Here is a 7,353-nt window from a genome sequence, read left to right as displayed (position 1 = left end):
CGCCATTTAAAGTGGTACGTGAGCTGGGTTTAAAACGTCGTGAGACAGTTTGGTCCCTATCTGCCGTGGGTGTAGGAATGTTGAGAGGAGCTGACCCTAGTACGAGAGGACCGGGTTGGACGAATCTCTGGTGGACCTGTTGTGGCGCCAGCCGCATTGCAGGGTAGCTATATTCGGACGGGATAACTGCTGAAAGCATCTAAGCAGGAAGCCTCCCTCAAAACGAGCATTCCCTTGAGAGCCGTGGAAGACCACCACGTTGATAGGCCGGATGTGGAAGCGCAGCGATGTGTGAAGCTGACCGGTACTAATAGCTCGATTGGCTTGATCGTTCTCATTAATCAATGTCCGCAAAGATTTGCCTGGCCGCGTGCCGGCAGGTTGGCGGCTTGAACGAAACGATCGGCTCAGAACACTCTCTCCGTAGCAAACTGCATGGGTTGCACGGAGCCCTAGAGCAAAGCTCTAGATAACCAGAATTCACTCAGATGTTTTTCGCCGATCTGGTGGTTATTGCGAGAGGCCCAGAACCCGATCCCATCCCGAACTCGACCGTTAAACCTCTTTGCGCCAATGGTACTAAGTCTCAAGGCTTGGGAGAGTAGGTCGCTGCCAGGTCTGCCAAGAACATCTGATCTCTGACGATTTCGAAATTCAAAACGCCGCTCCGCAAGGGGCGGCGTTTTTGTTTTGCGGCCGGTTTGATGCTGGCCGGTGCCCGTGGGGAAACCCTGGCGACGGTCGGGCGTTTTGGTCTGCATGCGCCTTGCCCATGTGTCCGACCTGCATTTCGGCCACCACGATCCGGCCGTGTCCGCGACGCTAGCGGCCGACCTCGGCGCGCAGGCGCCGGATCTGGTGGTGGCGTCGGGCGATTTCACGCAGCGCGGCACGGCCAGCGAATTCCAGATGGCGCGGGAGTTCCTCGATAGCGTCGCGGTGCCGGTGTTCGCGGTGCCGGGCAATCACGACCTCGGGCGCAACCCGGTGCGGCGCTTCCTCGACCCGTACGGGCTCTATCGCCGCTATATCGCGCCGGAGATCGAGCCGTTCCTCGAACTTGACCGGCCCGGGGCGGCGGTGGCGTTTGCCGGGCTCAACACCACCCGCCGGGCGCTGGCCGACCGCGACTGGTCGAACGGCTCGATCAACAGGCGGCAGCTCGAGCGGCTCGAAACGACATTCCAGCACGCCTCGGCCGACGCGGTGCGCGTCGTGGTGGCGCATCATCCGCTGATGCAGCCGGCGCAATCGACGCTGAAGCCGACATTGGCGGCGCGCCGCTCGGCGCTGGCGCTCGACGCGTTCGCGCGCCTCGGCGTGCGGCTGGTGCTGTCGGGACATTTCCACCTGAGCTTCGTGCGCAAATACGATCCCAATTCGGTGCGCGACGGCATTCCCCGCGGGCCCCGCCGCGCCGCCGACGCGCCGGTGCTGGTCTGCCAGGCGAGCAGCACCATCTCCGACCGCCTGCGCGGCGACGCCAACGCCTACAACGTCATCGACATCCGGGACGGCGTCATCGACATCCGCGTGCGCGAATGGCACGAGGGGGAATGGCAGACGCGGGAGGAGGCGGAAGTGGCGGTGTAGGCCGCCGGCCTTGTCGTCATGTTGCCGGCCCGCCGGGGCCGACGGTATAGTGCCGCCCGTGACACTCTCGCTCGACGAAACCTATCGCGCCGCCATCCGGCTGCACCAGCAGGGCAAGGACCGCGAGGCCGCAGAGCTCTACGACCGCATCCTGGCGAAGCAGCCGCGGCACGCCGGGGCGCTGCACCTCAAGGGCGTGCTGGCGATCCAGGCAAGAGAATTCGAGCGCGCCATCGCGCTGATCGAGGAGTCGCTTTCCATCGCGCCCCGGCACGGGCTGGCGCTGGCCAATCTCGGCGTCGCCTATCGCAGCCTCAACCGCTTCGACGAGGCGATTCCGGTGCTGCGGCGGGCGCTGGAGCTCGACCCGAACTCGCCGCTGGTGCTGGCCAATCTGGGCCAGGCGCTCAACCGCGCCGGCTTCATCGCCGAATCGGTCACGTATAATCGCCGTGCCCTCGCCCTGCAGCCCAACCAGATCGGGCTGCAGAGCGCGGTGCTGTTCGCCGAGAACTATCTGGCGGAAACCGACCCGCTGGCACTGGCCGAGCGGGCGCGCGAGGTGGGGCGGTTGATCGCGAAGGCGGCGCCGCCGCGGACGGCGCATGCGAACGATCCCGATCCCGAGCGCCGGCTGCGCGTCGGATTCGTTTCGGGCGACCTGCGCTCGCATCCGATCGGCCGCTTCCTGCTGGGGGCGCTGCGCGGCTTCGGTTCGCAGAGCAGCCTCGATTTCCACGCCTACGCCAACAGCGAGGTCGAGGACGACATCACGGCCGCGCTGAAGCGTGTGATTCCGACCTGGCGCAATGTCACCGGCATGGCCGACGCGGCGCTCGATGCGCGCATCGTCGAGGACAAGATCGATGTTCTGTTCGACATGTCCGGACACACCGGCTCCAACCGGCTGATGGTATTTTCGCGCAAGCCGGCGCCGGTGGCGGTGAGCTGGATCGGCTATTTCGCGACCACCGGGCTCAGCGCCATCGACTACGTGCTGGCGAGCCGCTGGGTGATTCCCGAGAGCGAGGACCAGCAGTGGGTGGAAACGCCATGGCGGCTGCCGGACACGTATCTCTGCTTCACCGAGCCGCCGGCGGCGCCGCAGCCCGGGCCCTTGCCGGCGCTGGGCAACGGTCATGTCACCTTCGGCTGCTTCAACAATTTCAACAAGCTCAGCGACGCGACGCTCGCCGCCTGGGCGGCGCTGCTGAAGGCGGTGCCGACGGCGCGGCTGATCCTGCGCTCGTCGGGCAATTATCACGACAGCACCGTGTCGGACGTGACGCAAAGGCTGCGCGCGGCCGGAGTCGATGTGGACCGGGTGCGCATCGACCCCAAGATCAAGGACTATGCCGCGCATCTGCGCAGCTATGACGAGATCGACGTGGCCCTCGATCCGTTCCCCTACAATGGCGGCACGACCACGGTCGAGGCGCTCTATATGGGCGTGCCGGTGCTGGTGCGGGCCGGCGACCGCTATGTCGCGCATATGGGCGAAGGCATCCTGCACAGCGCCGGGCTGCCCGAATGGATCGCGCCCGATTCGGCGTCGTATGCCGCCACGGGCTTGGCGCGGATCGCCGATCTCGCGGCGCTGGCCGAGCTGCGCGCCGGGCTTCGGGCCCGCATGCTCGCATCGCCCCTGTTCAACGCGCCGCGCTTTGCCGGCAATCTCGAAGCGGCGATCCGCGGCATGTGGCGGCATTGGTGCGCGGCACAGCGCCGCGCGTCCTAGAGACGGTCACAAAATCTTCAGCTTTGCCGGCCACAGAGCCGGCGCATTTCCTCCCTCGGATTCGTGCCTGATGCTGCTGCGCCTGATCGCCTTCGCTTTCGCCCTGCTGAGTTTCGCTGCGCCCGCCATGGCGCAGGTCAACATCATGGATCCGTTCAATGTCGGGGCGGCAATGGACGACGCGGCGGTGCTCGGGCAGGCCATCCCCTATGCCGATGGCGACCGCATGAAGCTCGACATCTATGGGCCCAAGGACCCCAAGGGGCCGGCGCCGGTGGTGATGTTCATCTATGGCGGCTCGTGGAAGCAGGGGCAGCGGCAGGACTACCAGTTCGTCGGCCGGGCGCTCGCGGCCAACGGTTTCGTCGTGGTGATCCCCGACTACCGGCTCTATCCCGAAGTGACCTATCCGAGCTTCCTCGAAGATCTGGCCAACGCCGCCAAGTGGATCCAGGACAATATCGGCAGCTATGGCGGCGACACCTCGCGCTTCTTCATCGCCGGGCATTCGGCGGGGGCCTACAACGCGGTGATGCTGGGGCTCGAGAAGTCGTTTTTCCGCGAATACAACGTCACCATGCCGATCAAGGGCATCGCCGCCATCTCCGGACCGTTCGACTTCTATCCGTTCGAGTATGACGAGGTGCGCAACGTCTTCGGCAAGACCGACAATCCGCAGGGCACGCAGCCGATCAATCTGGTGACGGCCGACGAGCCGCCGATGCTGCTCGCCTCGGGCGACCAGGACCCGATCGTGCGCATGCAGAACACCGACCACCTGGCGCGCAAGCTCAAGGATGCGGGCAATTGGGTGACGGTCAAATACTACCAGAACATCGGGCATATGGAGGCGGTGTTCGCCATCGGCGCGATGTGGCGCTGGCGCGCGCCGGTGCTGGCCGACATGATCAGCTTCTTCACCCAGTTCGGGGCGTTCCCGAGCGGCGTGCCGCGCCCGGTGTATACGCCGGCGCCGCCCGAGGGTATGGGCGACATCCAGTCCACCATCACCAAGCTGGATACGATCCTCGATCCGATCGACGATTCGAAGCGGCGCAACGAATAGCGTCACGGCGTTGCGATGCGGTTGACGCCCGGCGGAGCGCGGCACTAGGTTCGGTCATCGACTGATCATCCGGACATTGCCGCGCCGTCGCGCCTGGGAGGCTGCCACCATGGATTACGCACGTTTGGGAACCACCGGGCTCGAGGTGTCGCGCATCTGCCTCGGCTGCATGTCCTTCGGCGATGCCCGGCTCGGCCGCGAATGGGTGCTCGACCTCGAGCACAGCCGGCCGATCATCCGCGCCGCGTGGGAGGCGGGGATCAATTTCTACGACACAGCCAATGTCTATTCGGCCGGCACCAGCGAAGAGATCACCGGCACGGTGCTGTGGGAGATCGCCAAGCGCGACGAGGTGGTGCTGGCCACCAAAGTCAATGGCGAGATGCGCAAGGGGCCCAACGGCAAGGGGCAGTCGCGCAAGGCGATCCTGAGCGAGATCGACAATTCGCTGCGGCGGCTCAAGACCGACTATGTCGACCTCTACCAGATCCACCGCTTCGACTATGAGACGCCGATCGAGGAAACGCTCGAGGCGCTGCACGACGTGGTGAAGATGGGCAAGGCCCGCTACATCGGCGCCTCCTCGATGTGGGCCTGGCAGTTCATGAAGATGCTGGCGGTGCAGGACGGCAATGGCTGGACGCGCTTCGTGTCGATGCAGGACCAGCTCAACCTGATCTATCGCGAGGAAGAGCGCGAGATGCTGCCCTTGTGCATCGACCAGGGCATCGGCGTCATTCCGTGGTCGCCGCTGGCGCGCGGCCGGCTGGCGCGGCCATGGGGCGAGATCACCAAGCGCTACGAGACCGATCCGTTCCAGAACCAGCTCTACGATGCGCACGCCGCGGAGGATGAAAAGATCAACGATGCGGTGGCCGAAATCGCCAGGGCGCACGGCAAGACCATGGCGCAGGTGGCACTGGCCTGGGTGCTGCAGAAGGAGCCGGTGACGGCGCCGATCGTCGGGGTGACCAAGCTGGCGCAGCTCACCGATGCGCTCGGAGCGCTCGAAGTCGAGCTCAGCGCCGACGACATCAAAAAGCTCGAAGCGGCCTATAAGCCGCGTTCGCCGGCCGGCTTCCAGTAGCACGAGCGGGGTTTCCCGCCGCACTGCCTCTGGCTAGGATCGGCGCCGGAGGGAGAGGGCATGGGGCTTCGCGACGCAATCTTGCTGGGCGTGCTGGGGGTCGCGCTTGCCGCGGCGCCCGTCGTGGCGGCGCCGCAGGTGGTGACGCTGGGCGGCGACACGACCGGCGACAATGACCCGGTTGCGGCCTGCGGCGCGCTGGCGGCCTCGCCGTGGGAGGCGGGCTGGGAAGGCCGCGGCCTCAAGGACAAGCAGATCTTCCTCAATGGCGCGCAGGCCGCGTGCGAGGCGGCGCGGAAGGCCGCGCCGGGCTCCGCCGAGGTCAAGGCGTGGCTGGCGCGCGTCTATGTGCTGATTGGCCGGCGGACCGAGGCTGAGCCGATGCTGCGCGACGCCGCCGATGCCGGAAATGCGTTGGCTGCCTATGAGTTAGCGCGGCTCTTGGCCGATCCCAACACTGGCGATCCGGGGCAGGCGATGGTGCTGCTGCGGCAGGCGGCGAAGGCCGGATATGTGCCGGCGCTGAACGATCTGGCGGCCCGCTACCAGGCGGGCGATGGTGTGGATGGCGATCCGGCGCAGGCGCTGAAGCTCTATCGGCAGGCGGCGGATAAGGGTGACGGAACAGGGCTTTACCACCTCGGACTGGCCTACCAGAACGGTACCGGGGTGAAGCAGGATTTCGGCAAGGCCATGACATTGTTTCAGGATGCCGCCGGTGCGGGTGAGCCGCTGGGCTACGCCGGTCTCGGCAGCCTGTACCAGAACGGGCAGGGGGTTAAGGCCGACAACGCCAAGGCGGCCGAATTCTACCGGCAGGGTGCCGAGCAGGGCGAGCCGCAGTCGGAAACGGCGCTGGCCTATTTCTACGAGCAGGGCATCGCGGTCGAGCAGAGCTATCCCAGATCGTTCGAGCTGCTCACCGACGCCGCCAACCAGAATTACGGCTTCGCGCAGGCGGCGCTGGCGCTGCATTATCTGTTCGGGCAGGGCACAGAGGTCGATGCGGCGCGGGCGCTCGACCTGGCGATGGCGGCGCAGCGGAAGCACGTCGCCTATGCCGAGGGCATCGTCGGCTACATGTATGCCGAGGGACTGGGCACCGGCCGTGACCTCGCGACGGCGCTGGGCTATTTCCAGACCGGCGCCGCGGCCGGCGACCAGTTCTCGCAGCGGCGGATCGACGTCACCAACACCGAAATCGCGTGCCAGAACCAGGCCGGATCGCCTTACGAGCCGGGCGGCATAGGGCACGGCGTCGAGTTCGCGGCGCTCGATGCCGAGACGGCGATCGCGGCATGCCAGGCGGCGGTCGCGGCCAACCCCGATTCGGTGGGCGACAAGGTGTGGCTGGCGCGCGCGCTGCTGAAGGCGAAGCGGCTGGACGAGGCGCTTCCGATGCTGAAGACGGGCGCCGACAAGGGCAACGTGCTGGCCCAGGTGACCTATGCCGATCTGCTGCTCAACGGCGTCGGCGTCGATGCCGATCCGGCCGAGGCCATCCGGCTCTACGAGGCGGCGGCGGACCAGTTCTATGCGCCGGCGCAATACGCGCTGGGCACGGTGTACCAGGAGGGCGCCGGGGTGGAGGCCGACCCGACGCAGGCGGCGTCCTGGTACACGCGCGCGCTCGACAACGGGCTCGACATCGCCCAGGCCAAGCTCGACGAGCTTGGCGCGACGACGGAGGCCAAGGCCAGCTTCGACATGACCGGCTTCGGCCGCGAGGGGCCGGCGTATTAGTTCACGATTGAACGTGATCGCCGGCGCATGTGGCCCCCACCCCCGTTCCCTCCCCGCAAGGGGGCAGTGTTTACATTAGACTGTGATTGGATTCTTCTTGGGTTGAGGTGATTTTCCCGGAGGTTT

5 protein-coding genes and 2 rRNA genes are annotated in these 7,353 nt (G+C 66.2%); all 7 read left to right on the top strand.

What is annotated here, in order from left to right; translation table 11 throughout:
- Positions 1 to 332: ribosomal RNA gene (locus tag BGO82_RS04920) — 23S ribosomal RNA — on the top strand; the annotation flags it as partial.
- Positions 333 to 502: 170 nt separating this feature from the next.
- Positions 503 to 618 (top strand): 5S ribosomal RNA (rrf, locus tag BGO82_RS04915).
- 141 nt (positions 619 to 759) lie between these two features.
- Complete coding sequence (locus BGO82_RS04910; RefSeq protein WP_291304450.1) at positions 760 to 1,593, top strand: metallophosphoesterase; 834 nt, start codon at positions 760 to 762, stop codon at positions 1,591 to 1,593.
- Positions 1,594 to 1,651: 58 nt separating this feature from the next.
- Positions 1,652 to 3,331, top strand: a complete 1,680-nt coding sequence (locus BGO82_RS04905) for a tetratricopeptide repeat protein (RefSeq protein WP_291304449.1) — start codon at positions 1,652 to 1,654, stop codon at positions 3,329 to 3,331.
- A 70-nt stretch (positions 3,332 to 3,401) separates the two neighbouring features.
- Positions 3,402 to 4,397: an alpha/beta hydrolase gene (locus BGO82_RS04900; RefSeq protein WP_291304448.1), complete on the top strand. Its 996-nt coding sequence runs from the start codon at positions 3,402 to 3,404 to the stop codon at positions 4,395 to 4,397.
- Positions 4,398 to 4,506: 109 nt separating this feature from the next.
- Entirely contained in the window at positions 4,507 to 5,484 is a 978-nt protein-coding gene (locus BGO82_RS04895) for an aldo/keto reductase (protein ID WP_291304447.1), read from the top strand.
- Between the two features lie 60 nt (positions 5,485 to 5,544).
- Positions 5,545 to 7,227, top strand: coding sequence for a tetratricopeptide repeat protein (locus BGO82_RS04890; protein ID WP_291304446.1), 1,683 nt, complete (start codon positions 5,545 to 5,547; stop codon positions 7,225 to 7,227).
- Positions 7,228 to 7,353 lie beyond the last annotated feature (126 nt).

This window comes from Devosia sp. 67-54 (assembly GCF_001899075.1).
Lineage (GTDB): Bacteria > Pseudomonadota > Alphaproteobacteria > Rhizobiales > Devosiaceae > Devosia_A.
Note: the sequence above shows the minus strand (reverse complement) of the source record. Positions and strands in the feature narration are given on the sequence as shown.